Source organism: Mucilaginibacter sp. 14171R-50, assembly GCF_010093045.1.
Lineage (GTDB): Bacteria > Bacteroidota > Bacteroidia > Sphingobacteriales > Sphingobacteriaceae > Mucilaginibacter.
In genome coordinates, this window is sequence record NZ_CP048115.1 from 3,919,431 (window position 1) to 3,946,042 (window position 26,612).

A 26,612-nucleotide genomic window follows, 5' to 3' on the forward strand; every position below is an offset into this window, starting at 1 on the left:
AAATCATAAAAAATGAATTCTAAAAAGTTAAATTCCAATCATTTTAGATCGATCATTCACTAAATCATTAAATACTTCATTCACTCCTTAGGCTCTTTACCGGGTTTGCCAAAGCAGCCTTTACCGCCTGGAAACTTACGGTCACAATTGATATCAGTGTTGTTAAAAAGGCCGCTACAGCAAACACCCAAACACTTATCTCGACCCGGTACGAATACCCTTGCAGCCACGTGTGCATGCCATACCAGGCAACGGGTATAGCAAATATGAACGCTATGCCAACCAACTTCAGGAAATCTTTTGACAGCATTGAGGTTACGCCAAACACCGATGCCCCTAAAACTTTACGTACACCAATTTCCTTGATGCGGTTTTGGGCCATATAGGTTGCCAGGCCAAATAAGCCAAGGCATGATATAAATATGGTAAGCCCGGCAAAAAGCGACGCTAATGTGCCCGTACGCTGCTCGTCCTGAAATTTTTGGTTGTACTCCTCGTCAACAAAGTGGTAATCAAACGGGTAGTCGGGGTTAAACTTTTTAAACACTGCCTCGGCCAGCTTTAGGTTTTGGGCGGTGGTGTTCTTTTCGTTAAGTTTATAATGCATAACGTTGAACCACGCGCTTGGCCCTTGTATGATCATTTGCTTAACCGGCTCATACGGCGATTGCAGGATAAAATCTTTTACAACGCCAACAATAACAAGCTTATGATTATCGCGCAATACTATCTGGCCAATTGGGTTTTTAAACTTCATCAGCTTAAGCGCGGCCTCGTTGATCAAAATGGCCGATGAATCTGATGGATAAGTTTTGATGTCGATATCGCGGCCTTCAACAATTTTAAGGCCCATGGTTTTACTAAAATCGCCGTCGACATTAAACATATTGAAATCGATTTTAGAGCCCTGGTCTTTTCCATCCCAGTTAAAATCCCACGAGTCGCTCCAGCCCTGTGTCATCGGAGCGCTGGTTTTTGTTACTGATGTAGCCGCGCCGCTTGTCAGCAGTTCGTTGCGTATCAGCGCATAATTTTTATCGATATTACCCTGCAAAAAGGTATAAACAAGGTTGGTCTTCTTGTAGCCGGTATCCCGGCTTTGTGCATAGTCAAGCTGTTCTTTAACAATAATGGTTGATATGATAAGTACGATTGCAAACCAAAATTGAGTTACCACCAAAATTTTGCGCGGCGATAATGCCGCGTTAGCAGCCCTGAATGTACCTTTTAAAACCTTTACGGGGGCAAATGATGAAAGGTACAAAGCCGGGTAACTGCCCGATACTACACCCGTAAACAGTATAAACACAACCACAATAATCCAAAATGTTGCACTTGCTAACGGTATAAACAAGTTCTTTTCAGTCAGGATGTTAAATGACGGCAGCGATATGTGAACGATGATCAGGGCAAGCGCACCGGCAAGTAATGCAATCAAAATAGATTCGCCCATGAACTGTGCTATCAGGCTGCCTTTACCGGCGCCAACTACTTTACGTATCCCTACCTCTTTTGCCCTTTTTTCGCTGCGGGCTGTACTCAGGTTCATAAAGTTTATGCAGGCGATAAGTAGTATGAACACGGCTATTATACTAAACAGCTTTATAGTTGTTATACGCCCGCCTACAATTTGTCCGTTTTCAAACTTAGAGTACAACCTCCATTTGGTTGCGGGATGCACAAACACATCAATATCTTTTACTTCGGAGTGCGAGCGGGTTATATTTTTTACCTGACCGTCAAAATACGCTTCCGTTACATTAGGCTTTAAAACTATGTAAGTAGCTACTGAGTTATTACCCCAATTCTTATCAGGGCCGCCATTTATTTTTTCCCAGTATTTCCAGGGCATTATGTATTCAAAGGTGAAACGGGTGTTATTCGGCAGGTCCTTCATTACGCCGGTTACCGTAAAGTAATCAACGCTATCAATTTTAACCGTTTTACCCAATACATTGGTGTTACCAAACAGTTTTACAGCTGTTTTTTCGGTAAGCACAATGTTCTTCATGTCATTTAAGGCTGTTTTAGGGTTCCCCTGTATCAGCGGGAAGCTAAACATGGTCAGGAAATCGGGATCGGTGAAAGAACCGGTGAGGTTTAAATGTTTATCGTTTATGGTGAAAAGGAAATTGGCGTTGGTTGTACGTGTAGCCTGTTCAACTTGCGGATAATCCTGCTTAAGGGTTGCCATCATAGGTTTTGGAGTGGTACCCCATGCCCATACTTCTCCCTCAATTTTCGACCGGTTATACATTTGGTACAGGCGGTCCTTCTTTTCGTGGAACTGGTCGTAGCTTACCTCGTTTTGTACCCAAAATAATATAAGCGCGGCGCTGGCCATACCTACCGCCAGCCCGACAATGTTAATGGCGGTAAACCCTTTGTTCTTCATTAGGTTACGCCAGGTTATTTTTATGTAGTTTTTTAACATGATCTATCGGTTTACCGGTCAAATTTTAAGCATGACGATCCTGATTATAAGCCAATTCTCAAGCAAACCCCTCCGCCTTTACAGGCAGAGAGGCAGGCAGGAGGCACACTTAACTATATTAATTAAACTAAAAGTAGCGGTATTATACCATGATGTTTTCCATCACAGTCTGGCCATCCAGTAAGCGGATAATGCGGTGGCTGTAACGGGCGTCATGCTCAGAGTGGGTAACCATTACTATGGTAGTACCCTGTTCATTCAAATCTGTTAGTAATTCCATCACGTCGTTACCGTTGCTGCTATCCAGGTTACCGGTAGGCTCATCCGCAAGTATCAGTTTTGGTTTGTTAACAACCGCGCGTGCAATAGCCACACGCTGCTGCTGGCCACCCGATAACTGCTGCGGATAGTGGTTGCGGCGATGCATGATCTGCATTTTGTCCAACACCTCTTCCACCCTTTTTACACGTTCAGAAGAAGCTACGCCGGTGTATATAAGTGGTAATTCCACGTTTTCAAATACGGTTAACTCATCTATCAGGTTAAAGCTTTGAAACACGAAACCGATATTGTGTTTGCGCAGATCGGCACGTTTGCGCTCATTAAAGTGAGCTACCTCGATTCCGTTGAATACATAGCTGCCTTCATCCGGATCATCCAGCATACCAAGGATGTTGAGCAGGGTTGATTTACCGCAACCTGACGGCCCCATTATGGCCACAAATTCGCCTGTGTTAACTTCCATCGTAAGCTTGTTCAATGCAATGGTTTCTACCTCTTCGGTGCGGTAAAATTTTTCCAGATTTGTAATTTTGATCATTTGGCCTCCCCCGCCCCGGCGCTTGGCCGGGGTCTTTTTTTGTTAATTGTGATTTATATTTTTATTGTGTTTATAATCTCTTCCGACCTTTTATACAAGACGCATAGTTTATAATAACGTTACAACACCAGGCTATTTCTTCAATACAAGTTCCTGTATATCGCCATAATTTTCGTAGCTCGAAGTAATCACCTTATCGCCAGGTTTTAAACCCTTTAATAACTCGTAATTATCGGTGTTGTAGCGGCCTATCTGTATATCTACCTTGTAAGCTGTTTTACCATCGTCGCTTACCTTAAATATCCAGTTGCCGCCTGTTTGCTGGTAAAAACCACCTTTAGGTAACAGCAGCGCGGTTGTTTCGTCGCTAAGTGCTAAACGTATTTGTAAGGTTTGGCCCTTGCGGATGCCCTTCGGCACCTCGCCATCAAATACCATATCAACTTTAAAACGGCTTCCAACAATTTGGGTGTAAACCTTTTTGATAACCAGTTTATACGTTTTATCGGCAAAGGTAAAATCGCCTTTCAAGCCGGCGTACACCCGCGACAGGTAATGCTCCTCTACATCAACCTGTACCTTAAAGCCATTCTGTACATCCAGCTGGCCCAGATGCTCGCCTTTGTTCTTGTTTTGACCAACTTCGGCATCAAGCGCGGTTAACTGGCCATCTACAGGTGCCCTTAAAATTAAGCTGGCCACTTTTTTACGCATCAGCGTTAATGCCGCCTTCATTTGCGCGTAGTGCTCTTTAGCCTGCTGCTCCTGCTGTATGGTAAGCGCGGTATCTTGTTTTAATATCTGTGTAGTAAGTTTTTTACGGCGTAAGGCATAATCGTAAGCGTTTTTTGCTGACTGGTATTCCTGTAAGCCAATGGCTTTTTGCTCGTAAAGTTTTTTATCAAGCAACCACACGCGTTCGGCCTCTTTAAAGGCGTTGTCAACTTCGGCCATTTGGTTAAGTTTACTTACCGTGTTTTGCTGCGCGTTGTTATGGGCTATCTGCATTTGGGTTTGTTCGCCAAAAACCGCCGATTCCTGAGCCGCAAGGCTAAGCTCCTCATCAACGTTGCTTAACTTTAATATCGGGTCGCCCTTTTTAAGCATAGCGCCGTCTTCAACATATTTTTCTTCTACCTGGCCGCCTTCAACAGCGTCAAGAAATATCGTGTTAAAAGGCATAACCACACCATTAACCGGAATAAACTCCTGGAAGGCGCCTTTTTTAACCTCACTTATCGTAATGCGTTCGGTATCAACGTTCAATTTACTTTTGCCCGATGTAAAAAATATACTACCCGCAACTAAAATTACCACACCTGCAATACCGGCAATGGTCATCAGGCGCTTAGTACTCCATTTCTTTTTTTGTATAACTCTATCCACTGTATTAATTAATATTTTGTAATTGAGTACAAAAACACATGCCACAAATTAAATTACTGTATTTCAACATATTATACACAAAACTCAATAGTACACCGTTCGCTTCTGTTACAGCAAGTGTTCGGTTATGATACAGTGCCTTTTTAAGGTCGCAGCCGGCGGTTAACGGTTCGTGGTTGATTATCAATATAATAGTTATTAAAGGCTGAATGGTACGATATTTCGTGTCAAAATATTAAATTGCAGGGGTTAGTAGTATGCTAATAAATGCTATAGACCACCAACTAATCACTTACTGTAAATGATACTAAAAAAAGCAACTGTTTTAATTGTTGACGATGACCCCGATGTGCTAACGGCAGTTAAGTTATTGCTTAAAACAGAGACACACGAAATTATCACCGAAAAAAACCCCGAGAACCTGAACTGGCTTTTACAGCGTAACCAGGTTGACCTGGTGCTTTTAGACATGAACTTTAACAGCGCCATTAACACTGGTAACGAGGGTATATACTGGCTGCGTAAAATAAAGGAGTGGAAACCCAACGTTTGCGTAATTATGATAACGGCCTATGGCGATATCGATCTGGCCGTTAGATCCTTGAAAGAAGGGGCTAACGATTTTGTGGTGAAGCCATGGCATAACGAAAAGCTGATTGATACCATAAAAGACCTGCTCGATAAAAAAGAAGGCGGAAGTAAAAGTGCCAAGGCATCTGTTAAAGGGGGGGTGGGCCAAACATCCATCCTGGGCGATTCGGAAATAATGGAGGATATATTTCACAAAGTGAATAAGATAGCCCCTACCGATGCCAATATACTTATACTGGGCGAGAACGGCACCGGTAAGGACCTGATGGCAAAGGCTATACACGAACGGTCTTTACGTGCCGACAAGCCATTTGTAAAGGTGGATGTGGGCGCCCTAACCGACTCGTTGTTTGAAAGCGAATTGTTCGGCCATAAAAAAGGCGCGTATACCGATGCCCGCGAAGATCGCATGGGGAGGTTTGAAGAGGCTGAAGGCGGCACCTTGTTTCTTGACGAAATTGGAAACATTAGCTTACAGCAGCAAGCCAAGCTTTTAACCGTACTGCAAAACAGGCAGGTAACACGTTTGGGTACCAACAAGCCGGTTGATATAGATATCAGGCTGATATGTGCTACTAACGTGCCGTTACAGGAGCTGGCCAACGAGAATAAGTTTCGGAAAGATTTGATTTACCGCATCAATACTGTTGAAATAAATATGCCGCCGTTGCGCAAGCGTGCCGAAGATATTGTGTTACTGGCCAGGCATTTTGCAAAGCTATACAGCAGCAAATACCTTAAACCCGCGATAGATTTTGAACCCGCCGCCCTGCAAAAGCTGCGCAGCTACAATTATCCGGGTAACGTACGCGAACTGCAATACACCATTGAACGCGCGGTGATCATGGCCGACGATAGCATATTAAAACCCGATGACCTGATATTTTCAATATTGGAAACACCAGGCGAAAGCATGATTGACGATGATAACATTCAGTTAAGCACTTTAGAAAAGAATGCCATACTGCGCGTTATAGAAAAGCACAACGGCAACATTACCCGCGCCGCTAAAGAGCTGGGGTTAACACGTACCGCATTATACCGCAGATTGAGCAAATATGATATTTAACCGTTACGAATGGCGGCTGGTGCTGCGTGTACTATTTTTATTTGCGGCTGTTACAGCAACGGCGTTTTTACTATTGGGCGGCGGCAACTTTTTATATAATGTGATAACCGTGCCCCTGGTTATATATTCCGTGCTCGACCTGATACGCTTTAATAAAAAGGCGCAGGACGAGGTTAACCAGTTTGTCGAGTCTATCCACTACCGCGATTTTTCGCGCCATTTTGATGTGCGCAAAGCGCCGAATGAGCTGAAGCCCCTGCGCAAGGGCTTTAATGATATCAATACCACCTTTAAACTCATCAGCCGCGAGCGCGAAACGCAATACCATTACCTGCAAAAGATATTAGAACTGGTTGATACCGGTATTTTAAGCTATGAACAGGAAACGGGCGAGATCAGCTGGATAAACGAAGCTTTTAAAACACTGATCAGCATCCCTTATCTGAAAACCATACACTCGTTGGAAAAGCGCGAACCTACCCTTTATAAGGATGTGGTAAAGCTTAAACCGGGCGATTCAAAGGTATTGACCATTACACGCGACCAGCAGCAGGTAAAAATGCTGGTAACCGCAAGTATAATGCGCAGCGACGAAAAAATGTACAAGCTTATCGCTTTTCAGAACGTAAGCGAGGCGCTGGACGAAACGGAGTCAAAGGCATGGTCTAAGTTGCTGAACGTGATGACGCACGAGATCATGAACTCGGTGGCCCCGATCTCGTCACTTGCCGATACGCTAAAAAACCGCCTGCAAAGCCCCGATATTACCGAAAATTTGGAGGGGGTTGACCTGGAAGACATATCGTTGGGTATAGACACCATCAAGCGCCGTAGCGAGGGCCTGCTAAAATTTACGGAAAGCTACCGCAACCTGAATAAGATAACCAAGCTTGATCTGAACAAGATACTGGTGCGTAATATGTTCGAGAACCTGGCCAGCTTAATGCGCCCTACGCTCGAAAAAAAGAATATCGAACTGGAGATCATCCTGCGCGACCCGGCATTGGCAATTGAGGCCGATATAAACCTGCTGGACCAGGTAATGATAAACCTGCTGGTAAACGCTATCGAGGCGGTTAAAGACCGCGGAGAGCCCCGCATTACCCTGTCTGCCGAGATGCAAAGCAACAACCGTACGCTGGTAAAAGTTGCAGATAACGGGCTTGGCATGCCGCCAGAGTTATTGGATAAGATCTTTATCCCTTTCTTTAGTACCCGTAAAACAGGTAGCGGTATAGGGCTGAGCCTTTGTAAACAAATAATGCTGCTGCACAAAGGCAACATCCAGGTACAATCAACAGAAGGTAAAGGTTCGGTATTTATATTGCAGTTTGCAAATTATTAACAGCCCTGTTTATTTAAACCGTCATTGCGAGCGTAGCGTGGCAATCCAGGATTTGCATGCAGCCTGCTGTTCTATCGAAGATTGCCAGGTCGCTATGGCTCCTCGCAATGACGCCTATCCGCAAAAATGATGTTAAACAAATCCATTTTCGCTATTTCCGGGAGCCTGCGGGCAGGCTCATCAAACCATAAGATACTAACCTATATCGGCGGACTGATGCCTGCGGGTATCAGCTATCATATCTACGACGAACTGGCTACTATCCCCCCTTTCGACCCGGGTTTGGATAACGATACACCACCCGAAGCCATCATTAGATTAAGGGAAGCTATTGCAAAAGCCGATGCAGTTATTATCTGTACCCCCGAATATGCTTACGGCATCCCCGGGCAATTAAAGAACGCGTTGGATTGGACGGTATCAAGCGGCTCGTTCTCAGGCAAGCCCACAGCGCTGGTCACCGCATCAACAGGCGGCGAAAACGCGCACGCAGCCCTGCTTAAGGTATTAGGGGCTATCGATTGTGATGTTATTGAAGGCGGCACCCTGCTTATCTCCTACATCCGCTCAAAAATGGACAGTGAGGGCAATATCACCGACCTGCAAACCGCAACTGCTTTAAGATCTTTGGCAGATAAGGTATTGAAGGCTATAGCACAATAGTACTCAAAAGCTCATGGAAACATGGTTAACATGGTTAACACAATTTAAGATTGATTTTCTTATAAATTATTGATAATCAAATGTTTATAATAAATATCGCAAAATAAGTGTTAACCATGATCACCAAAGCCGGATGTCCTATTATTAATGGCGGGTGTTGGTTATGCTAAACTCACTCAATTTTACTAAATTGCTTTAAAAATTACCGCCATGAAAAAGTTACTGTTAATACTGCTTGTTCTGTTTACCGTTAAATCGGGGTTTGCCCAAACCGCAGCCATGCCTGCAAGCGAAATTGTATTGAAGGATGCTTACGCTAAAGCTTCTAAAGAGAACAAAAAAGTGATGCTGATATTTCATGCCTCGTGGTGTGGCTGGTGTAAAAAGATGGAAGCCTCGTTGAACGACCCGTCGGTGAAGAAAATGTTTGATGATAACTACGTGATAGCCACGCTTGATGTGATGGAACAGCCCGCCAAAAAGGATTTGGAGAACCCTGGCTCGATGGATGTGATGACCAAATTTCATGGCGAAAAATCGGGCCTGCCGTTTTGGGTAGTGCTTGATACCAAAGGCAAGGTGCTGGCCGATAGCCAGGTAAGGCCCGCCGGCGCCTTAATGGATACTTACGGCGAAAACGTTGGCTGCCCCGCCAGCCCAAGTGAAGTAGCCTATTTTACCAATATACTAAAAGCCACTTCAAAGTTAACCGACGCGCAATTAGCCGTTATAGCCAAACGTTTTGCACAAAACGCGCCTGCGCCGGTTGCAAAACCGGCAACGCCTGCGGCGCCGGCATCAGTAGGTTCAAAATAATAATAACAAGGCTTCATTGCGAGGTAATCTCTTCAGGACATTTATACACCTTGCATACAGGATTTGCTCAAAGAGATTGCTTCGTACCTCGCAATGACGGGCGGACCCTTTTCGCATCTGCACATTTGAAATCTGCACATCCCCACATCTTCACCCCTCTGCCAATTTGTCAACGTGTATTCATTTGGAACGGGCATTGATTAGGTGTATCCGTAAATCATTCAAACTTTCAAAAAAGTACTACTATGCAAGAAAAAGGAACAATTTCGATTCACACCGAAAACATTTTTCCCATCATCAAAAAGTTCTTATACTCTGATACCGAGATATTTCTGCGCGAACTGGTATCAAATGCTGTTGATGCTACCCAGAAAATAAAACGACTTGCCGCTTTAGGCCAGTACAATGGCAACCTGGGCGATCTGCGCGTTGAAGTTGCGTTTGATGCCGACAAAAAGACCATTACCATATCTGATAACGGTATTGGTATGACGGCCGAAGAAATTAAAAAGTACATCAACCAGATAGCGTTTAGCGGCGCTACCGAGTTTATGGAGAAGTTTAAAGAAGCCAAGGATGCCAACGAAATTATAGGCCGTTTTGGCCTGGGCTTTTACTCGGCATTTATGGTGGCCGATAAAGTTGAAATTGAGACGCTAAGCTACCAGGACGGCGCTACCCCTGCCCACTGGGTTTGCGATGGCAGCACCGAGTTTGAAATTACCGAAGGCAGCCTGGAAGAACGCGGCACCGAAATTACCCTGCACATCAATGCCGAGTCGGAAGAGTTTTTGAACCAGCAGCGTTTACAGCAAATACTTGATAAATACTGCAAATTTTTGCCGGTGCCTATAAAATTTGGCACCAGCACGCAAGAGGAAGAAGATGGTGTTGACGACGAAGGCAAACCAAAATATAAAACCGTTGAGGTTGATAACATCATAAACGACACCAACCCGATATGGACAAAGGCGCCGAATGAACTGAAGGATGAAGATTACCTGAAGTTTTATAAAGAACTTTACCCTTTTAGCGAAGACCCGTTATTTTGGATACATCTGAATGTTGACTATCCGTTTAACCTTACCGGCGTATTGTACTTCCCTAAACTGAAGAACGATTTTGAGTTCCAGAAAAATAAGATCAAGTTATTCTCGCGCCAGGTATTCATTACCGAAGAGGTTAAGGATATTGTGCCGGAGTTTTTAATGCTGCTGCATGGCGTTATCGATTCGCCGGATATCCCGCTGAACGTATCGCGCAGTTTCCTGCAGGCCGATAGCAATGTAAAAAAGATCAACAGCTACATCACCAAAAAGGTGGCCGATAAACTGGCCGATCTGTTTAAAAACGACCGCAAAGGTTTTGAAGAAAAATGGAACGACATTGGCCTGTTTGTGAAATACGGCATGGTGAGCGAAGATAAATTTTATGACAAGGCGAAAGACTTTGTTTTAGTGACCAACACCGCTAAAGAGAATTTTACCCTGAATGAATACAAGGAAAAGGTTGAAGGACTGCAAACCGATAAGGATGGCCAGCTGGTGTACATTTATACCAACGATGCCGAAAAGCAGGACGCATTCATCCAATCGGCTAATAAAAAAGGTTACGATGTATTGGTGATGAACTCACCTATCGACAATCACTTCATCAGTCAGTTGGAGCAAAAACTGGAGAAAACATCCCTAAAACGCGTAGACGCCGACGTGGCTGATAAACTGATCAAAAAAGAAGATGCTCCTGAACACGTATTAACCGAGGAACAGTCGACCATGATCAAAGAAATATTTGATAAAGCTATAAACAAACCGGCCTATAAAGTACAATTAGAAAGCCTTAGCCCTGATGAGCTGCCCGTAACGGTTACCATGGATGAATTTATGCGCCGTATGAAAGATATGGCTGCCATGGGCGGCGGCATGGGCTTTTATGGCAACATGCCTGATAATTACAAGGTAATTGTAAACGGCAACCATAAACTGATCGGTCGGATTTTAGAAGGCGAGGACGAAGGTGTACAGGCCCAGCTGGCTAAACAAGCGTTTGATCTGGCCCTGCTATCGCAAGGCCTGTTAACCGGCGCCGAGCTTACCGAGTTTGTTAACCGCAGCGTTAGCCTGATATAAGTGCCCCTAACCCCTAAAAGGGAATAGAATTTAAAGCCATCCTTAACCGGGATGGCTTTTTTTGTTGACTCATTTTTTATCCTTTTATGGAAAAATGATACGGCGTGCATCTTTATTAAAAACAGAATAATAACATAGATGCATACATTTAAATATACCGGTATTTTAATCCGCATTAAGCCAAACAGTACAGGGCCGCCACTTGTGTTTATACAGGTTAATAGTGGTATATTAATTAAACTTTTTGCTGTACATAACGTCTAATAAAAAACAACGTTTATATATAAAACATTAAAAATGAAAACCTTAATAAAAATAATATTTGCCTTGTTCATTACGGTTACCGTATTGGACCCTGCGGCTGCGCAAACTAAAAAAAGCGATAAGCAGGCTGCTAAAGCGGCCGCTATAAAACAAATGGTCGAATCGAAAAACTTCACGTTCGAAGCTAACTATGCTCACCCGTCGTATGGTAACATGCGCTATTTAACACCGGGTTACGATGTGCGTGTAGTTAAGGATACAGTTGTTTCCTATTTACCTTTTTTTGGTGTGTCCTATTCAGGCGCCGGTTATAGCAGCGGCGATGAAGGTATAAAGTTTACGTCAACCGATTTTACCTATTCAGAAGAGTTGAAAAAAAATGGTTTGTATTATGTACTTATCAAACCAAAGGATACTAAAAACGCCAATCAGTTAATATTCAACATTTCGCCAAGCGGTACTGCAGACCTAACCGTTTTAAGCAACAACCGCGAGCGAATGCGCTTTTCGGGGAATATAATCGAGAAAAAAAAATAATAAATTATGTTGCGAATTACCATACCATCATCCGAAATATCCGCCAAAGTGTTTGAGCGGCATAACTTACCTTTTAACGCCCAACGGAACAGACACCGAAGTTAGCGGCAAACTGGTATTGCTTTTTGAAGATGAGCAGGAAGCCGTGGCATATTTAGACGAGTTGGAAGACCATGCCACCAAACTGGATAGCGGGTCGCCTCAAAAACCGGTGATAAATGCTTTGGTTAGTGCAATATACAACGACCAATTTGTACAGGCCTATTTAAGATAGCACCTGTACAGATTGATCAGTAATATTTATGCTATTGTAATATACTTTTCTATACGTTTAAGTTTTTATTGATGTACTGAATGCTGCTGTGTATGCTTGCAAAAGCATCCTTCGGCATATCGTGTTCTACAAAAAAACTGCGCATGCCTGCTGTTGACGCAGCGGCAAAGATCGGTTTAAAGTCGATGGTCCCACTGCCTACCGGCAAAATGTTTTCGCGGCTTGCATCCAGATCCTTTACATGCCATAACGGGAAACGGCCGGGGTGCTGTTTAAACATCTCAACCGGATCCTTACCGCCTTTTATGGCCCAGGCCAGGTCAAGTTCCATTTTTACATGGGCCGGAGCGGTTTCTGATAAAAGCAGGTCGTAAGGCACCGTACCATCGTCAAGCGCTTTAAATTCCATATCGTGGTTATGATAGGCAAATATCAGCCCAGCCTTAGAAGCTGCCTCCCCTGTTTTGTTTAATACCGCTATTGTAGATTTTAGCTCGGCAGCTGTTCCGGTCGGCGAATTAGCGCAAACCAGGTACCTTACGCCACCTTCGGCGGCTTCATCTACCAGTTGCTGCATGTTATCCTGCAGGTTTAGCATGGGTGGTATCACCATAGGCTTACCGTCGGGCATGGTTGGCATTTTAGCGCCGGCGGGCAGTTTGAACGGCGCGCCCAGAACATGGTGCGATTTCCACGACAGACCGGCATCGTTCGCAAGCGCTTTAAATGCTTTGGGTTTTAACCCATAGTACCCGCCCTTTTTACTGAATGCCGATTCTATTTCGCTGTAACCATCGCCCGCCACACTGGTTAAGGTACCTTTAACATCATCATCTATTACGTTAAAAAAGGTGAACAACTGCACGCCAACAGGGTGCTTAATAACCTTAAACAACGATGCTGCTTTGCCTGATAAAACAGCACTGCTAAGCGCAAGCGCGCCGGTGCTTTGTAAAAATTTACGCCTGTTAAAATTCATGCCGACTGATTTGATTTGAGTGTTAAGTAAAACTAAATCAATTCTTTCAAACAAAAAAATTTTATTGTGTCAAAACAACGCATTGAATACAAATAAAACTATCAGCCTTCAATCAGGTTATTGTTGGTGTTATGAAAAACAAAATTATACCCCTTGCCCTGCTGCTTGCATTGGCATCATGCGGCAACCGTGAGCAGAAAGTTCCAAAAACCGACACAACCCGTACAACAGAACACGTAAACTCAAATGCCCCACCTGAGCCGGGTTCTGATGAAGACGTCCGTATCAGTACCGATACAAGCAGTTTAATTAAAGAATATTCCACCAAACACTATTTCTCGGATCTAAAGGAAAAAGACGCTTTTACGCTTAAGCTATATGGTAAAGACCTGTCGACATCCAAAGGGCTGCTTGAAGTTAAGAACGCCCGCAACCAATTGCTTTACCAGTATCGTTTTTCAACCATCGACTTACTGATAGACCCCGAATCGATGCCGGAAAGTGAGCAGGCTGCCAGGATCAACGAAATTTTTAAGCATTATTTTGATGAGGACAAATTCAGATCGCCGGCCATAACAGGCGCACAAGCTTTCGAAGAAGCGTTTGGAAACCCAAATGCAGCCGACAAGGCCGACTGGGAGAAAATTAAAGCCAATAAACAAGCCATTCGGTTTAGCCACCGCGAAGGGTACGAAGGTATGGTGGGCATAGCTTATTCCAAAGAAAGAAAAAAAGCAATGCCGGTTTATTATAGCGATTGATTTTAATGATACAAGCAACTGGCTATTAGCCCTGTCCAACCGGTTTGATGGGCAGCGCCTAAACCTTTGCCCGTGTCCCCGTCGAAGTACTCATAAAAAAGTATGTGATCTTTAAAGTTAGGATCGGTTTGCACTTTTTCGTCCCGGCCGTTTATTGGCCTGCGGCCCTGCGCGTCGGGCAAAAAAAGCTTTGATATCCGCCGGTAAAGTTCATCAGCTACCTCTTTAAGGTTCATCATTTTGCCGGATCCGGTTGGGCATTCCACTTGTAGTTCATCACCATAATACAAATAATAATCATTCAGGCTTTCGATGATCAGGTAGTTAATAGGTATCCACACCGGGCCGCGCCAGTTGCTGTTGCCGCCAAACATATTGCTATCGCTTTCGGCAGGCAGGTATTTTATACTAAACAGCGTGCCGTTAATATCCGCGCTAAAGGGGTTATTGAGGTGATATTTGGAAAGCGACCGTATGCCGAAGGGACTTAAAAACTCCTGTTCATCAAGCATGTAGCCGAGTATTGCCTTCATACGGTGGCCGCGAAGCAGGCTTATCAAATGTTTACCGCCGCTGCTTTTTTCGTCCCAATGCGATACCAGCGCGGTCAGGTCCGGGCGGTTGGCCGTAAACCAGTCCATCCGCGCCCTAAAGATGGGGTTGTCGGCAATATCGGTGTCATTCAGCACTTCGGCTGCAAATAAGGGGATAAGGCCTACAATGCTGCGTACCTTCATCTTTTCCGCAGATCCGTCCGGCATGCGCAGCTGATCGTAAAAAAAGCCGTCCTCTTCGTCCCACAAACCGCTTACACCGCCCACACCCAAACTTGACATAGCCGCCGATATGTAAATAAAGTGTTCAAAAAACTTTGATGCTATATCCGCGTATGCCTTATTTGCGACAGCCAGCTCGGCCGCTATGCGCAGCAGGTTAAGCGAATACATTGCCATCCAACTTGTACCGTCCACCTGCTCTAAATGGGCGCCGTTTGCAAAACGGGTATTGCGGTCAAAAACGCCTATGTTATCCAGTCCTAAAAAGCCGCCTTCAAAAATATTGTTGCCCGCCTCGTCCTTACGGTTTACCCACCAGGTAAAATTAAGCATCAGCTTATGAAAGATGCGCTCAAGAAAATAAGTGTCGCCTTTTCCGTCGTTGGCGTTCTTATCCAATTGATATATTTTCCAGGTTGCCATGGCATGAACCGGCGGGTTGGCATCGCTAAAATCCCATTCGTAGGCCGGCAGCTGCCCATTGGGATGCATATACCAGTCGCGCACCAAAAGGTTAAGCTGCCTTTTTGCAAATCCGATATCAATATCAGCCAGCGCAACACAGTGGAAAGCAAGGTCCCACGCGGCGAACCATGGGTACTCCCATTTATCAGGCATCGAAATAACATCCATGGCGTTAAAATGCTGCCATTTGCTGTTCCGCTGGTGTTCGCGCTGCACGGGCGGCCCGGGCTCTGCCGGGTCACCTTTCAGCCACTGGTGGATGTCATAATAATAAAATTGTTTGTTCCAAAGCATACCGGCATACGCCTGTCGCTGTATTTGTGCCTTAGCATCGCTTTCGCCGCCGGGTGTAAGCGTTCTATAAAATTCATCCGCTTCCTGCTGCCGCAGCGCGAATACACTATCAAAGTCGTCAAAGCCACTCCCCGATTTATCAGACAATCTTAAGCGAATAACGGCGCTCTCGCCAGCAGGTATGGTAATATCATAATTAAGGGCTGCCTTAGTGCCCGTATTATCCGGGTTAATTGTGTTAGCCCCGTTTACGATTTGGTCGTTTATACCATCCTTACAGTACGACCGGCCATCGGTTATATTAAACAGTTTGGGGTTAGTTTCGTTATCGCAAAACAACATTGGGGGGCTTCCCTCTGCAGTTAACCAAAGCGGGCCTAACTCTTTGTGCTTTATTTTAACACCATTTTTATACGCTGATAACTGAGGTTTGTAGTTATCATAGCCCCAATCCCAGGTATTGCGGAACCAAACGGTGGGCAGTACATTCAAACTTGCGGGCTGCCTGCTGCGGTTATGCACTGTAATTTTAATGAGCACATCATCTGTCGAATGCTTGGCATATTCAACAATGACATCAAAATAGTCGTCATTATTGAATACCCCTGTGTCCATCAACTCATATTCGGGTTGTGTACGGTCGCGTTTTTTGTTTTCGGCAACCAGATGGTCGTATGGGAATGGCTGCTGGGGATATTTATACAGCATTTTCATATAGGAATGCGTAGGTGTATTATCCAAATAATAATACAGTTCCTTTACATCTTCGCCGTGGTTGCCTTCGGCGTTACTAAGGCCAAAATAGCGTTCTTTGATAATGGGATCCTTTTTATTCCAGAATGCGACGGCAAAACACAATAGCTGCCCGCGATCGCAAATGCCTGCTATACCGTCCTCGCCCCACCTGTAGGCTTTACTGCGGGCCACCTCATGGGTAAGATAGCTCCACGCGTCGCCACTGGCGCTGTAGTCCTCGCGTACCGTTCCCCATTGGCGGTCGCTTACATAAGGCCCCCATTTTTTCCACCCGGTATTCTTTAACCTCTCCTGCTCTGCACCCATGTTTGTTTTATTTCCAGGCGTTACGTAAAAATCGCAGCCAGTTACCGTGCATCATATTTTCAATATCGGCGTCGCTATAGCCACGTTTTTTTAACAGTGATTGCACTTTCTGCATGTCGGCGATGGTTTCCAGGTCGTAGGGGCATTGTTCACGCCCGAAGGCCCCGTCCAGATCGGTACCCATACCCACATGCAGGGCGTTACCGGCTATCTGGCATATATGATCGATATGATCTACCATTACCTCCAGGCTGCAATTCATCCCGCGCGGGGTCGATTGCCCCCTGACCCAGTTAGGTACCATCATCCAGGCATCAAGGGCCGCGCCTATCACTGTCCCGCGATCGATCAGCGCTTTGATCATCTCATCGCTGTACTGGCGGTTATGGTTTACCAATGCGCGGCAGTTGTTATGACTGGCCCAAACATGGCCGTTAAAGCTATCAAGGGCCTGCCAAAAGGCATCATCGCAAAGGTGCGTAGCATCAAGGATGATGTTGAGGCGTTCCATTTCTTTTAGCAGGTTTAAACCCTCTTTACCCATTTTACCTGTTGCATCAGTACCATTGGCGTACCTGCCCGGGCCATAATGCGCAGGGCCCAGCGCACGAAGGCCGTTTTTGTATGCACCTTCCAAATAGCTGATATTTACTATAGAATCTGCACCTTCAAGGCTAAGAATATAACCAACAGGCTTTTTACTGTTATCGGTACCGTTATTCCATAAACTTAAATGTTCATCAAGGCTTTGCAGGTTGTTTATTTGCACCATTTCGCCGGCATCTTCCATAGCTTTATACCAGGCAAGCTGCCCCTGCGTCTGCGCCCAGGCCTGCTGCGGCGAATGCCAGCCAGGCAATGGATTGTCCGGTGCTACGTAACGCGCTATCTGCGTTGCTACCACAAGGCCTATGTTGCCCCTTCGTAATTCGGGCAGACACACCACCGCCTTTGCACGGTCGGGCCTATCTATTAAGCCTTCTTCGCGTTGGTTTATTTCGGCAATGGGGCGGGTAAGGTTGCGGTTCCATTCCAGCGCGTTCATGCTAAGGTCTAAATGGGCATCTATAATGAACATCTTTGTATTGTTAATTGATGTATTGCTATATTGTTATCTTCCTATCTCTTGCAATATTTTTCCATTCGCCTGTAACAAGGTTATTTTCAACGGTTATTGCGCGTTCATATAAAGCGATAGTTGGACAGATATGATACGGTAAGCCGTATAATATATCACCAACTTTATACTGGTGACCGTTGCCTGCATCGACTACCAGATGCTCTTCGGATTGACTGCTAAAAACAAGGTTGGGCGCGTTTAAAAAGTGTATCCGTTTTGATAATTCGTTTTCTGCGGATACCGATTTGTGGCCCACATCTATACAGATCTTCCCCTCGTCCGGCAACGAAATTACCCTTGCAATTATCAGCGCCGCTGTTTGAAATTGCTGTTCGGGAAACGCCAACTGGTAGCCCCTGTCCCAATAAGCAAACGTGCCCGGGCTGCACTCCAACCCAGGTCTCTTCGCCAGTATTGGAAAGGTTGGCGATCCCCCTGCAATTATAACCGGCTTATAGTATCCTTTATCAGTAATAGCATCAGCGAGTTCTAAAACCGGTTTCATACTTGCATCAGACCGCTGCTGCCGGATGCCATAATCGGCATCGTGAATATGGCCATCGTAAGCATGCAAACCTAATACCTGTATGCCTGCCAAACCAGCGCAAGCTTCATATAACGCAAGTGCTTCTGCCGGCATAATACCGGTACGGTTCATACCAATATTCAGGTCGATATAAACCGGGATGGTAATATTTTGCTGTGTGGCTTCCGCAGCTATGGCCATAGCAGAAACCTGATTATCCACCAGGCACGAAAACGCCGTTTGCGGATATGCTTTTATCAGCTGCACAAAACGTTGAAGCTTTGGCCCGGCAGGCTGGTATGCCAGTAACACGTCGGGGGCTTTAGCCATGCCCAGCATCTCTGCTTCGGCAATGGTGGCACACTTAAATTTGGTTATACCGGCTTGTATCATCAGCAAACTAACGTCAGGGCTTTTATGCGTTTTTACATGCGGCCGCAGGCGCGATACATCATCTATCATGGTTTTAACCAGGCCAATGTTGTATTTTACCCTGTCGGGATATACCACCAGCGCCGGCGTATCCAGTTTGTCAACATTGTTGATGGTATACCACTCAGATGCTGCCATAATGCTTACACCAGTTCAAATAAGGCTTCTATCTCTACCGGGATATTGTCGGGCAGCGAGCCCATCCCTACCGCGCTACGTACACCAACGCCATTTTCTTCGCCCCATACTTTGGCAAACAGCTCGCTCGCGCCGTTTATGATATACGGGTGCCTTTCAAAATCGGGCGTACAGTTTACCATACCCAATACTTTTATAACACGTTTAACCCTATCCAGGCTGCCTAAGTTAGCCTTAATGGTAGCCAGCATAGCCAGGCCAACCTGCCTTGCGGCCAGTTTACCATCTTCCATGCTAATTGTATCGCCAATGCGGCCAATGATGAGGCTGCCATCGTCCTGAACGGTGCCGTGGCCCGACAGGTACAGGTATTTGCCATCAATTAAACAGGGTTTATAAACACCAAGGGGTTTTGGTGCCGGGGGTAGGTTTAAGCCCAGGTCTTTAAAGTTTTGTTCGGCTGAGTTCATTTTGTAAATCTATTATTTTTAAACAAAAAGCGCAGTTGTAAACAAAAAAAGGCCGGGAACCACCCCGGCCTAACTTACATAACCATTATATTAATTAAAGCTTAAACGACACGCCAAAGTTTATAGAATAGTCTGCAAAGGCAGCATCACCGTAAATTACCGTACCGGTTTTGATAGAGTTTTGTTTATCGTTATAGCTTTGAATACGCTTACGAACAACGGCGATAGGCACATTCGCAAATATATTCATCCTTTTAAAGCTATAATTTAAAGATGGCTCGGCGGATACCACATAGCCCGGGCGACGCCATTTTTCGCTTTTACCTATCAGGTCATACGCAGGCACACCTTCTAAACGGCCGCCTGCAGAAACTGTGAACGCCTTTGATTGACCGAAGGAATAGTTAACACCTAACCTTGCCATGTATTGATCGGGTACGCTCATGATATCCGATTCGGCAAGCGTAGGGCTTAGCAATTCTAAATAGGTACGTGTTCCGTTAGTATTACGGGGGTTAGCCATGTAATACAAGTTTGTATATAAACTTGCATTACTGCCCATATGCAAAAACCCATTAACCTCGGCAATAATACCAACACCGCCATCACCTAACTGTATCGATTGATCGACAGGGCGGGAAGACGGGGTGACATTATAAAAATAACCTTTGTAGTTATAGTTGCCGGTGGGCAACTTCACCCCTAATCCAACCTGGATGTTACCTTTTTTGGCAGTACGGTTATCAAATAGCCACCGGTTAGCTACTATGCGCATATCGCCAAAACCATGCGAATATGAGCTGTGCCTTTCTGTTAAGCCGTGCTCATATAACGAAGAACGGGTATTAATGAGATATGGAATACCCACAGTTACCGACCAAAACCTGTCGAAATTGCGGGTAAGGCTTAGGTCGATAGTGTTTTGCCAGTTAATAACCTCGGTGTGCTTTTCAAGGCGCTCATATTGTTCCTGGTTACCCTTAAAGTGACGGAAAGATCTGAAATAACGGTAAGATGTTGTAAAATACCAGCTTTTATCAGAGCCCGTTGCAGTATCAAGCATTGGGTGTTCCATGGTCGAAAACGAACCGTTCCCGCGTATAGCTACGCATCCTTGTGCCCTGGCGGTAGTATTGTTAAGAAGTAAGATTATCGCGATCCCCGTAAGGAATTTAAAAGTAAGTTTCATGTTGTGATTTATTTAGTATAAGCAAGTTATTTCCGTAAGCCAATAAGGTTTAGCGGTAACCTTTGTACAGGTTGTTAAATTGGGCGGTTAATTAATATGTTTTCGTAACTGTTTTATGATAAGATTTGAGGGGTACCTGTTTAGTTGCAAACCATAGTGCTATAAGGGTGCCGTAGCTTCCGCCGCGCTCAATCCATTCCAACATTTCGTAACGGGGATAAAGCAGTTCGCTGGAAATTTTCCATAGGATGAATATAAGCAGCATGGTGCGGATAGGTTTCACTAAAACCACAAAAGCCGCCGTTACTTCAAAAACCCCTACAAACTGCGCAACCCTGGCCGGATTGGCAAAACCTAAGGAGGCGTACTGACCGAGCAACCCTTGCTTTTGTATAAGGTTTAACCAGCCATGGCCTGTTAGCAGTAAAAAGCCAACAACCTTTAAACAATTAAATACGCTTTTAAGGGTTTTATCATCAACCACGGCATTTGCATCGATACGCACAAATAACTGGCGAAAACCGCTCACACCACCCGAAAGGATAAGGAGCGCGAGCGGGGCACCAAAGTTACCCGCGCGCTCAATAAATTCAGCAAATGGCTCGCCGGATGCCGGGCGCAGAAATGCGGTAACAGCCCCCCACGTAACCAGCCATAAGGCTATTGCCCGCATAGGGTATACCAGCATTACCAGGCCCAAAGCTATATCGCAAATACCAACCCAGGGCATCAGGGCATATGCTGTATGGGAATCTATACCGAATACGGCAAAATAATTACACCATATTTGTTTGGTAACTATACCAAAACAACCATGGCCTATAAAACACATGGCAACCGCAATACGTAAGGCGTAATGTATCTTTTGTTCTGTTCTAAGCATGATCCTTAACCCCTATTTCCCGGCGCCGTCTATTTTAGCCCTGTTTACTGCATAAGTACCTACCTTTATACCGCTTGCCAAACCGGCATCACAATCACTGCGGTAGTGTATGCCACCATACAACCTTGACATACCAGCCTCTTTAGCCATAGCCATAAATGCATCTGCTTTTTCGGGAACCAGGTAACCCAAAACCGTAGCCGCAGAACCACTGAATGTTGAGTGGCCCGATGTGTATGACGGGAAGTTTGGAACGCCGGTTAAGGTTTTTATATTAAACAGGGTTTGTGTAGGGCGTGGGTTAAAATAAAAGTACTTGGCATCCCAGCACACAATGGCGGCATCCATCTGCGCCATATTTAATAAGGCCAGGTTCCGCGCCCATCTTACTTCGCTGTACTTATGCTTTACAAATTCTTCTGCGGCAATAGTATTCCAGTGTCCTGTAGGGGTCGGGGTTCCTACGCCATCAGCCCAGTAGGTTACAATACGTTCGTGCTCGCGGCTTCTGTCGTTGCTCATAGCCAATACCTCATCCGTCTCCTTTTTAAACTCAGGCGAATTAGTTGGATATGGCGCAGGCGGGCGTATTGACGGAATAGTTGCATTGCTGAATAAAAACGGATTAACCTTTGCAAAAAACGGCAGCATAGGCGGGCGTTTTGGCATTTCTAAGCTCACCCATGGCACCTGGCCTGTGGCAGCAGTGTTTGTTTCAAATGCCTTCCAGTCGGCAGGGGTACCACCGGCTTTACCGGCGCCATCTGCACGGGCACGGGTTAAAAATACCTCGGCAACCTGTTTGCCTAATGCTTCACCGGCGTCCATATCCGAACGGGTGTTAGCGCCGGCCATAATGCGGTATAATTTTTCTTCGGCCACCTTCTTTTGTATGAAATCAAGGTCGCCTGGGAACAGCAGTTCCATCAATTTAGCGGTAACACCCCCTATTACCGCATCTTCGCTTGGATATGCCGGTAAGGTTGATTTTGGCACAAGCGCCTTTATTGTAGGATCGTTGGTATAGGGGGCCGCACGGTTAAATTGTTTTTTAAATTTCCAGGCCTGTACCAAAGCGTCGTACTGTGCGGCACTTACATAAGCATAAGCGCGTGCGGCATACGGCGGGTTCGAGAATGGGAACAAGGGGTACGCCAGCGGGTTGGCGGCGCTTGGGGCCGGATATGTGCCATCCTCATTCTGGTATGGCGGCACATTGTGCTTGGCAACCAGCTCGCGTAAGATCTCGTTCCAGCGTAAAACTGAACCGGCGCTCCAGTATTCGATAATATCCCGTTGCTCGCGGGTAAGGTTGCGCTGATAACTTTTTATCTCGTTCAGATCCGCAAGATAGTTTGGCGAGGTAATAGCATCGGGTGTGGCAACCGTGAACGTAGATGATGCCGTTAATACCGGTGTCCAGGTATCGGCATCAAGGTCTAAATTAGCAGGTGCCAGCGCAGGAAATAGCTGGTTGCGTTCCTCAATTTCTTTTTTACATGATGTGTTAAAAACCGATAAGGCTACCATCATCACGGGTAATATATGGAGTATATGTTTTTTCATGACTGTTCTTATTTTTCAGATTTGTCTTTTTTAACCGCGAACACATAGTATATGCCGCCAAAAAGGGAGGTATTTTGGCCGTAATTGCGGCCTTTTAGCACGTAGTTGCCTCCGGCAGTTAGCTCAAGGCCTTCCAGTTTGCTGAAGCTATATTTAAATACTGCGCCGGCCATTGTAGCATTCATTTTATTGCTTGGGAACGGCATATTATTTTTGGTGATATCAAAGCCCCCGATAGTGGTCATCTGGGATAGTACAGCCTCGGCATTGAACCTTAAACTGCGATAGCCCGTACTAACCAAAAAGTTTGTGACGTTAGGCATAGCCACCTGGTCAGTATAGTGCATTTCGGTAGTGTAGTACGAGTCGCGGTCAATAGTAATATTGTCCTTGCGCACATACTGGCCGGCGCCGGCTACAAAAAAGCGGCCTACCTGGTAGTTAAGCAGCCCCCGCAGGGCTATGCTTTTACTTTGCATACCCAGCGAAAGCGGTAAAAAATCGGCCTCATAGTTATTTAATGGGATACTCCCTGATAAAATAGCGTGCAAGCTTAACAGGCCGGTACCTACTTCCTGCTTTACAGCCATCCATTTAACGGCAAGGTTGATATCCTGTACACCGCGCTGGCCCCTTAAGGTACCCGCAGTTGCATTGGTTTTAATATAGGGTATCATAAATAACAGGTTTATCCTGTTGCTTAAACCGTAATTGCCGCCAACTGCATAAATATTGCTGCTAACGGTGCCTAAGTTGCCGTTATCGCGTTTAAAGGTGCCTTCCCAGTAATGGTCCCAGCTGTTGTGGGTGTATACGCCTGCGGCGCAAAAGTAATTTTTAGGTATCATTAACGCATCTGTTTCGGTTTGCGCATTAACAGTGTTTGTTAAGGCAACACAAACTAAAACAGCCAAACAATACCTGTTTATATAATGTAAACAGTGTTTCATATAAGCTTTTTAAGTAAGTAGGGTTAAGTAAGGATTATAAGCATCAGCCGCTAAAAATCTCACAAATTAGTAGCTGATGCTCATATTTTTCATCTCAATACAGTTAATTCAAATACCAGTTACGTCACGACAAGACGTAACTATCTTGAATTACAGGAATTGAGAAATAATAAGTTTGATATATTAATCAACCGATGTGGTTAGGCGGCTTGCCCGGAGACTCGATGTAAGGATGGGATAATTTGTATGCTACAGAAGCGTCGCTTCTTTCTACTGAATCTGCAAATCTTAAAAAAGTATAACTTGTTTCGGGGGCATCATATTCAGAAACCCCGGATTGCGCCTTTTTAAATGGCGCATCCTGTCCCTTCTTGCTTAGCGGGGCATCGCTGAAATTTTTTGCTACTATAATGTTTGTATTAAACAGTTTGGTTTTAACGCTGTTGGCTACGCAAACCAAAAACATGGTATCGCGGGTCATTTTAACACCAACATAGTTATAAAAACCGTCCTTTAACTGTATTTGCCCTTGTATGCGTTCGTAATCGGGCCAATCAACTATGCCCGGGCTTTTAAGTGGTACTTTTATTTGTACCAACTGGGTAGCATCAACCTTGTTTTCGTAGATCTGCTTTACAATTTGCGCTTCGGAACGATGGATGAAATACTGGGAGATAAGGCTATACCCACCTGTGTTAAACAGATGTATACTAAGCAGAAATAAAGCAAAAAACCTTTTCACCAATCGTAGTATTAGGGATAATACGGTTGTAAATATATGTATTTATTTAATTATCGCAAAAATATTACAAAAAACTGAGATTTATTTTAAGGCACTTAACACCAGTTATTTATAGGGATTGAAAATAGCTACCCCCACCCGCGAATCGGCACAACCGTAATATAAAAACCATTTGTGTTTAAAATAAACCAGGCCTTCCATAAACACGGTGCCTGCAGGGTATTGTCCGCTCTTTTCAAAAGCCTCCTGTGGTACGAAAAAAGGCTTATCAAGCCTGCTAAGGGCCTTTGTAGGGTCGGTTGCTGAAAATAGCACCTGCCCGCCGCAATACGAGTTGGCGGTATAATGCTTATCGCCGTAATTGATGTTATTTTTACCATTATACAGCAGTAAAATGCCCTTTGGGGTAATAACAGCGGGCGGGCCGCATTCGGTAAGGTCGCTGTCGAAATAGTTTTTGCGGGGCGATATCAGCGCTTTCAGGCTGCCATCTGCATTCATCAACGGCGCCCAGTTCACCAGGTCGGTGGATGTGGCCGCATAAACGCCGGTTTCGCCCCAGTACATCCAGTACTTACCGTTAATTTTGGCTATTACCTGTTTCCCCCCCGTTAGTTTCGTAATTATAGACGCCGATTTACTGGCGATATTAAAAAATTTACCATTATAGGCCTTACGGAATATCGGCCCGTGCTTGGTCCACTTTTTAAGGTCTTTTGAGGTGGCTACGCCCAGGCGCGGCATATCATGGTTCCATTGTGTGTAAAAAACAACATACGTACCGTTAGCCGTCATGGCAACGCGCGGGTCTTCACAACCGCCTGTCCATTCAAATTCTTTCTGGCTGTCGTTATCCGGGTATAACACCGGTACCGGCGACCGCTTTACGGAAATGCCATTGGCGCTTTCCGCCAGGCCGAGTCTTGACGTACGCCCCCCTATGCCCATGCCCGATTTATCTTCGGCGCGGTAAAGGATGTATATCTTGCCGTTTTTAATGGTAGCCGCAGGGTTAAAGGTATCGTTAGATTCCCAGTCGGTTTGCTTTTTTCGCATAGGGTCATAAAAGCGGGTGGTAGTATCCGGGCTAATAAGCGGGTTAACATTTGCCGGCCTGATGAACGGCCCGAAAGCCCAGGCCGGCAGTTTATCTGTTTGTGCCGATACTGCGCCGGCCGATAGCACGATAAACGCGAGTACACTAATAAATTTGTAAACTTTTTTCATCATAGTTTAATTACCGGTGTAAGCCTGGCCAGGTACTGGTCCATGCCATCGTCAAATAAAAACGCTGTAACCCAACCCTCCTGGGCGGCCACTTGTTGTAACGTTTGCTGGTCTATATACAACCATTTAAACCAATCGGTTTTTTGCCCTTTATACACATACTGGTAAGACAGTTCGCCGTAGTAGCCTTCTGCAGGCAAATTGCCTTCATACAGGTAAGCAATATCCGACGAGTCGAATATCAACGTTCCTCCCTCATGCAATAAACCTTTGGCATGTTGTAAAAATAAACGTAATTTTTGAATAGTACCGCATAGGCCTATACCGTTCATCAGCAATAATAAGGTATCAAATTTTTCGTCCCGGTAGTCAAAAATATTTCCTGGTATGGCCTGTTTAACGCCGCGCTGCAGCATAATGGTAACTGCCAGTTCTGATATGTCAAGGGCGGTAACCGCTAAGCCGAGTTCCTGCAACAATAGCGTATGGCTGCCTGCACCTGCCCCGATATCCAAAACTTTGCCGCTGCACCGGCTTAAGGCAAGCAACTCCAGGTCGGGCATTTCATTTTCGGTACGGAAATATACGTCCACGGGCATTTCCTCTTTTGCTCCGTAAGTGTTATTTATCCACAGCTTATTCCGGCCGTTGCCCTTAAAATGATCAAATAATGCCTGGCCGAATATATCTTTCAATGTAATTTA

The 26,612-nt window shown here is 45.1% G+C and carries 23 protein-coding genes; 8 read left to right on the forward strand and 15 right to left on the reverse strand.

Annotation, left to right across the window (positions count from 1 at the left end; genetic code table 11):
• Positions 1-76: 76 nt before the first annotated feature.
• The 3 genes from GWR56_RS17815 to GWR56_RS17825 all read right to left on the reverse strand — a co-directional run bounded on the left by GWR56_RS17815 (position 77) and on the right by GWR56_RS17825 (position 4,640).
• A complete protein-coding gene (locus GWR56_RS17815) occupies positions 77-2,434 on the reverse strand; it encodes an ABC transporter permease (RefSeq protein WP_162432553.1) in 2,358 nt (785 codons plus the stop codon).
• A 142-nt stretch (positions 2,435-2,576) separates the two neighbouring features.
• On the reverse strand, positions 2,577-3,254 hold the full coding sequence (locus GWR56_RS17820; RefSeq protein WP_162432554.1) for an ABC transporter ATP-binding protein: 678 nt from the start codon (positions 3,252-3,254) through the stop codon (positions 2,577-2,579).
• Between the two features lie 132 nt (positions 3,255-3,386).
• Entirely contained in the window at positions 3,387-4,640 is a 1,254-nt protein-coding gene (locus GWR56_RS17825; RefSeq protein WP_162432555.1) for an efflux RND transporter periplasmic adaptor subunit, read from the reverse strand.
• Between the two features lie 301 nt (positions 4,641-4,941).
• Between GWR56_RS17825 and GWR56_RS17830 the strand changes: the two genes are divergently transcribed.
• From GWR56_RS17830 to GWR56_RS17860, 7 genes are all read left to right on the forward strand, one after another.
• Positions 4,942-6,300, forward strand: coding sequence for a sigma-54 dependent transcriptional regulator (locus tag GWR56_RS17830; protein ID WP_162432556.1), 1,359 nt, complete (start codon positions 4,942-4,944; stop codon positions 6,298-6,300).
• Positions 6,290-7,645 carry a PAS domain-containing sensor histidine kinase gene (locus GWR56_RS17835; RefSeq protein ID WP_162432557.1) on the forward strand — a complete coding sequence of 452 codons (1,356 nt, stop codon included), beginning with the start codon at positions 6,290-6,292 and terminating at the stop codon, positions 7,643-7,645. The genes GWR56_RS17830 and GWR56_RS17835 overlap by 11 nt, the downstream gene beginning before the upstream one ends.
• 126 nt (positions 7,646-7,771) lie before the next feature.
• Positions 7,772-8,308: an NADPH-dependent FMN reductase gene (locus tag GWR56_RS17840; protein WP_238395262.1), complete on the forward strand. Its 537-nt coding sequence runs from the start codon at positions 7,772-7,774 to the stop codon at positions 8,306-8,308.
• A gap of 210 nt (positions 8,309-8,518) precedes the next feature.
• Positions 8,519-9,124: a thioredoxin family protein gene (locus GWR56_RS17845; protein WP_162432558.1), complete on the forward strand. Its 606-nt coding sequence runs from the start codon at positions 8,519-8,521 to the stop codon at positions 9,122-9,124.
• Between the two features lie 245 nt (positions 9,125-9,369).
• The gene (gene htpG, locus GWR56_RS17850) at positions 9,370-11,253 is read left to right on the forward strand and encodes a molecular chaperone HtpG (RefSeq protein ID WP_162432559.1); all 1,884 of its coding nucleotides are present in this window, start codon (positions 9,370-9,372) and stop codon (positions 11,251-11,253) included.
• 297 nt (positions 11,254-11,550) lie between these two features.
• On the forward strand, positions 11,551-12,054 hold the full coding sequence (locus tag GWR56_RS17855) for a DUF4251 domain-containing protein (protein ID WP_162432560.1): 504 nt from the start codon (positions 11,551-11,553) through the stop codon (positions 12,052-12,054).
• Positions 12,055-12,106: 52 nt separating this feature from the next.
• Positions 12,107-12,328, forward strand: coding sequence for a hypothetical protein (locus GWR56_RS17860; RefSeq protein WP_162432561.1), 222 nt, complete (start codon positions 12,107-12,109; stop codon positions 12,326-12,328).
• Positions 12,329-12,377: 49 nt separating this feature from the next.
• Here the strand turns inward: GWR56_RS17860 and GWR56_RS17865 are convergent, their stop codons facing one another.
• Positions 12,378-13,307 carry a sugar phosphate isomerase/epimerase gene (locus GWR56_RS17865; RefSeq protein ID WP_162432562.1) on the reverse strand — a complete coding sequence of 310 codons (930 nt, stop codon included), beginning with the start codon at positions 13,305-13,307 and terminating at the stop codon, positions 12,378-12,380.
• Between the two features lie 131 nt (positions 13,308-13,438).
• On the opposite strand from GWR56_RS17865, the gene GWR56_RS17870 reads away from it, so the two are divergent.
• The gene (locus GWR56_RS17870) at positions 13,439-14,068 is read left to right on the forward strand and encodes a hypothetical protein (RefSeq protein WP_162432563.1); all 630 of its coding nucleotides are present in this window, start codon (positions 13,439-13,441) and stop codon (positions 14,066-14,068) included.
• 2 nt (positions 14,069-14,070) lie between these two features.
• On the opposite strand, the gene GWR56_RS17875 is transcribed toward GWR56_RS17870, so the two are convergent.
• From GWR56_RS17875 to GWR56_RS17925, 11 genes are all read right to left on the reverse strand, one after another.
• Complete coding sequence (locus tag GWR56_RS17875) at positions 14,071-16,665, reverse strand: glucosidase (protein ID WP_162432564.1); 2,595 nt, start codon at positions 16,663-16,665, stop codon at positions 14,071-14,073.
• Positions 16,666-16,672: 7 nt separating this feature from the next.
• Positions 16,673-17,743 (reverse strand): dipeptidase, encoded by a 1,071-nt coding sequence (locus GWR56_RS17880; protein ID WP_162432565.1) that lies wholly within the window; start codon positions 17,741-17,743, stop codon positions 16,673-16,675.
• Positions 17,744-17,768: 25 nt separating this feature from the next.
• Positions 17,769-18,881: a D-TA family PLP-dependent enzyme gene (locus GWR56_RS17885; RefSeq protein WP_162432566.1), complete on the reverse strand. Its 1,113-nt coding sequence runs from the start codon at positions 18,879-18,881 to the stop codon at positions 17,769-17,771.
• Between the two features lie 5 nt (positions 18,882-18,886).
• Entirely contained in the window at positions 18,887-19,351 is a 465-nt protein-coding gene (locus GWR56_RS17890; RefSeq protein ID WP_162432567.1) for a RidA family protein, read from the reverse strand.
• Between the two features lie 94 nt (positions 19,352-19,445).
• Positions 19,446-20,540, reverse strand: coding sequence for a hypothetical protein (locus GWR56_RS17895; RefSeq protein ID WP_162432568.1), 1,095 nt, complete (start codon positions 20,538-20,540; stop codon positions 19,446-19,448).
• A 91-nt stretch (positions 20,541-20,631) separates the two neighbouring features.
• Positions 20,632-21,423 (reverse strand): hypothetical protein, encoded by a 792-nt coding sequence (locus GWR56_RS17900; RefSeq protein WP_162432569.1) that lies wholly within the window; start codon positions 21,421-21,423, stop codon positions 20,632-20,634.
• 12 nt (positions 21,424-21,435) lie between these two features.
• Positions 21,436-22,989, reverse strand: coding sequence for a phosphatase PAP2 family protein (locus GWR56_RS17905; protein ID WP_162432570.1), 1,554 nt, complete (start codon positions 22,987-22,989; stop codon positions 21,436-21,438).
• Between the two features lie 8 nt (positions 22,990-22,997).
• Positions 22,998-23,939 (reverse strand): hypothetical protein, encoded by a 942-nt coding sequence (locus tag GWR56_RS17910; RefSeq protein ID WP_162432571.1) that lies wholly within the window; start codon positions 23,937-23,939, stop codon positions 22,998-23,000.
• A gap of 187 nt (positions 23,940-24,126) precedes the next feature.
• Entirely contained in the window at positions 24,127-24,681 is a 555-nt protein-coding gene (locus GWR56_RS17915; protein WP_162432572.1) for a hypothetical protein, read from the reverse strand.
• Positions 24,682-24,786: 105 nt separating this feature from the next.
• Positions 24,787-25,911 (reverse strand): glycoside hydrolase family 130 protein, encoded by a 1,125-nt coding sequence (locus GWR56_RS17920; protein WP_162432573.1) that lies wholly within the window; start codon positions 25,909-25,911, stop codon positions 24,787-24,789.
• The gene (locus GWR56_RS17925; protein ID WP_162432574.1) at positions 25,908-26,603 is read right to left on the reverse strand and encodes a bifunctional 2-polyprenyl-6-hydroxyphenol methylase/3-demethylubiquinol 3-O-methyltransferase UbiG; all 696 of its coding nucleotides are present in this window, start codon (positions 26,601-26,603) and stop codon (positions 25,908-25,910) included. Before GWR56_RS17925 ends, GWR56_RS17920 begins: the two co-directional genes overlap by 4 nt.
• Between the last annotated feature and the right edge of the window lie 9 nt (positions 26,604-26,612).

Coding starts and splice junctions, on each gene's coding strand:
- GWR56_RS17840 (WP_238395262.1), top strand. CDS start 7,772: ATGATGTTAAACAAATCCATTTTCGCTATTTCCGGGAGCCTGCGGGCA.
- GWR56_RS17900 (WP_162432569.1), bottom strand. CDS start 21,423: ATGCTTAGAACAGAACAAAAGATACATTACGCCTTACGTATTGCGGTT.
- htpG (WP_162432559.1), top strand. CDS start 9,370: ATGCAAGAAAAAGGAACAATTTCGATTCACACCGAAAACATTTTTCCC.
- GWR56_RS17835 (WP_162432557.1), top strand. CDS start 6,290: ATGATATTTAACCGTTACGAATGGCGGCTGGTGCTGCGTGTACTATTT.
- GWR56_RS17845 (WP_162432558.1), top strand. CDS start 8,519: ATGAAAAAGTTACTGTTAATACTGCTTGTTCTGTTTACCGTTAAATCG.
- GWR56_RS17880 (WP_162432565.1), bottom strand. CDS start 17,743: ATGTTCATTATAGATGCCCATTTAGACCTTAGCATGAACGCGCTGGAA.
- GWR56_RS17815 (WP_162432553.1), bottom strand. CDS start 2,434: ATGTTAAAAAACTACATAAAAATAACCTGGCGTAACCTAATGAAGAAC.
- GWR56_RS17820 (WP_162432554.1), bottom strand. CDS start 3,254: ATGATCAAAATTACAAATCTGGAAAAATTTTACCGCACCGAAGAGGTA.
- GWR56_RS17910 (WP_162432571.1), bottom strand. CDS start 23,939: ATGAAACACTGTTTACATTATATAAACAGGTATTGTTTGGCTGTTTTA.
- GWR56_RS17920 (WP_162432573.1), bottom strand. CDS start 25,911: ATGATGAAAAAAGTTTACAAATTTATTAGTGTACTCGCGTTTATCGTG.
- GWR56_RS17870 (WP_162432563.1), top strand. CDS start 13,439: ATGAAAAACAAAATTATACCCCTTGCCCTGCTGCTTGCATTGGCATCA.
- GWR56_RS17890 (WP_162432567.1), bottom strand. CDS start 19,351: ATGAACTCAGCCGAACAAAACTTTAAAGACCTGGGCTTAAACCTACCC.
- GWR56_RS17865 (WP_162432562.1), bottom strand. CDS start 13,307: ATGAATTTTAACAGGCGTAAATTTTTACAAAGCACCGGCGCGCTTGCG.
- GWR56_RS17830 (WP_162432556.1), top strand. CDS start 4,942: ATGATACTAAAAAAAGCAACTGTTTTAATTGTTGACGATGACCCCGAT.
- GWR56_RS17905 (WP_162432570.1), bottom strand. CDS start 22,989: ATGAAAAAACATATACTCCATATATTACCCGTGATGATGGTAGCCTTA.
- GWR56_RS17885 (WP_162432566.1), bottom strand. CDS start 18,881: ATGGCAGCATCTGAGTGGTATACCATCAACAATGTTGACAAACTGGAT.
- GWR56_RS17875 (WP_162432564.1), bottom strand. CDS start 16,665: ATGGGTGCAGAGCAGGAGAGGTTAAAGAATACCGGGTGGAAAAAATGG.
- GWR56_RS17855 (WP_162432560.1), top strand. CDS start 11,551: ATGAAAACCTTAATAAAAATAATATTTGCCTTGTTCATTACGGTTACC.
- GWR56_RS17895 (WP_162432568.1), bottom strand. CDS start 20,540: ATGAAACTTACTTTTAAATTCCTTACGGGGATCGCGATAATCTTACTT.